Origin of the sequence: Amycolatopsis sp. CA-126428, from assembly GCF_002904335.1 — a bacterium.
In the GTDB taxonomy this organism is placed as follows: domain Bacteria; phylum Actinomycetota; class Actinomycetes; order Mycobacteriales; family Pseudonocardiaceae; genus Amycolatopsis.
The window spans coordinates 1-2,110 of record NZ_PPHF01000104.1; the positions used below are offsets into that span (position 1 = coordinate 1).

Sequence of the window (2,110 nt, forward strand, 5' to 3'; positions counted from 1 at the left end):
TCGAGTCCAAGCGGGGGAGCTTCCAGACGAGAAAGCCCAGGCCAACGGCCTGGGCTTCTCTGCGTTGTGGGGCAGTGGCGCCTGGAGGGAGGATTCAGTGATTAGAAACTCCGTCACGGCGCCGCTGGGCCTCAAGCTCTTCGACGTTCCCGGGGCTGGCTACTCGGCTGCTTCCGACAGTGACGCTCGTGGTGCCGCTCGTCCTCGGCTTGCCGATCATCACGCATTGGCGGACCGGCACCAGTTCGTTCGCCTCGTCGGGACGGCCGTCGGTACGAGTGCGTCCGCGTTGTCGTGGGCGAGGGCGGCCCGGTCACCACAGTGACGATCGGCGCGAGCACGTCGAGTGATACTCCGCCGTGCTGTCCGGAGGCGCAGGCACGATCTCTAACTGCCCGGGTCAGCCCCCTCGGCGTGCAACACCGGGGACAGGCAGTTCTCGTCGGTCCTGCTCATGTCTCATCGGATTCGCAGCTGACCTCGGTGCCGGGCGCTCCGGCCGACGAGATGGCTGCCGCGGGGGAGTCCGAAGCGCACAGGGCTCCGGAACCACCACGAATGACAAGCAAACGGCGAAGCGGCCAAGGATCAGCACGGGTTCTCCACGGTCACGATCCGGCCTCCATCGGGCCAGGGCTCGGGCTTGGGCGTAGCAGAACATCTGTGCTGAGCGATCTTCTCGCTACGCACAGTAATAGTTAAGTGCGACGCTGAGTGAGCGGGGTGGTCGACGGTATGGCGAAGCGGGGTAAGCGGTGGAACTGCGATGGTGGTGGCAGGGCGCATGCTCGGACACTCCGGGCACGCGGCTTCAGGTGCGCCGGCTGCTGCAGCACAACAGCGGCCTGCCCGACTACGCCGACTCGATCATCGCGCCCGGCACCATGCCGTTCTCGGGTTTCCGCGGACGTCGGAGGTAGTGCTGGCTGTACCGGAGGTGTGCAGCACGCGGGATGGTGAGGCGCCGGGGCGGCGGCAACACTTGTGCGGGTCAGGGCAAGTCGTCCAAAGGGGAGTGTCCGTTGTCGAATGATCTCAATCGTCCGGCCAGAACCCGCCCGAGCCCCGCGCGCCGGCGTCGTGGTGTGGTCGCCGTGGCAATGGCGGCGGTGACGATCGCCGGACTCGCGGTGTCAGGCGTGGCGTCGGCGACCGCGCCGGACGGCAAATCGAGGACTGGTCGCGACACGGCGCTGCAGGCGGGTATGGACGCGCTGGTCAGTGACGGGTCGCTGCCAGGAATGCTGATGTCGGTGCGGGACCGGAACGGGCGGGTGACGAACTACACCGCCGGGGTGGGTGACATCCGGACGAAGTCGAAGGTGCCGACGGACGGTTACGTGCGGATCGCCAGCAACACGAAGATGTTCACCGCTGTGGCGATCCTGCAGTTGGCCGACGAGGGCAAGCTCGCACTGGACGCCACGGTGGAGAAGTACCTGCCGGGCGTGGTGCGGGGCACCGGCGACGGTGCGGCGATCGATGGTCGGAACATCACCATCAGGCAGCTGCTGAACCACACCAGTGGGATGTCTGGCCACTACCCCGCGCTGGTCGGCGGGATCCAGCCAGTCAAGGACCGGTACTTCGACGCCAGGGAGTTGTTGGACTTGGCGTTGCCGCTGGCACCGTCGTTCGCGCAGGAACAGGACCGGAAGTTCGAGTACAGCAACAACGGTTACATCCTGCTGGGTCTGGTGGCGCAAAAGGTGGCGGGACGGCCGCTCGCCGAGGTCATCACGGAACGGATCATCAACCGGATCGGGCTCAGGGAGACCCGAGCAGCGCTGGGTGGCCCAGCTCCCACGCTGGACTCGGCGTCCGCCCGCCGCGCTTGCGCAAACTGGCCCAGATGCGCACGACCATCCCGACTCGTCCTCAGGCGACAGCAGGTCAGGGCTACGGACTCCGCGTGTGCGGCCTGCCGTTGAGATGCGGTGGCGTCGCGTGGGCCACAGTGGGGCATTCAGGGCGTGTTCGACTGTTCACGGCGCCGCCGACGACGGCCGCGCTGCAGACCGTCGTGGTCACCTTGCTCGAGCAATTGTCAAGACCTGTGGATGAAGATCTTTTAGGCGGCCGCGGGTGGGGTGTGTTCGGTGGGTCGTTC

The 2,110-nt window shown here is 66.7% G+C and carries 2 protein-coding genes; both read left to right on the forward strand.

Annotation, left to right across the window (positions count from 1 at the left end):
* The first annotated feature begins 755 nt into the window (after positions 1-755).
* Entirely contained in the window at positions 756-920 is a 165-nt protein-coding gene (locus C2L58_RS49400; protein ID WP_158264177.1) for a hypothetical protein, read from the forward strand.
* A gap of 102 nt (positions 921-1,022) precedes the next feature.
* Positions 1,023-1,931 carry a serine hydrolase domain-containing protein gene (locus C2L58_RS26610; protein ID WP_158264178.1) on the forward strand — a complete coding sequence of 303 codons (909 nt, stop codon included), beginning with the start codon at positions 1,023-1,025 and terminating at the stop codon, positions 1,929-1,931.
* Positions 1,932-2,110: the final 179 nt, after the last annotated feature.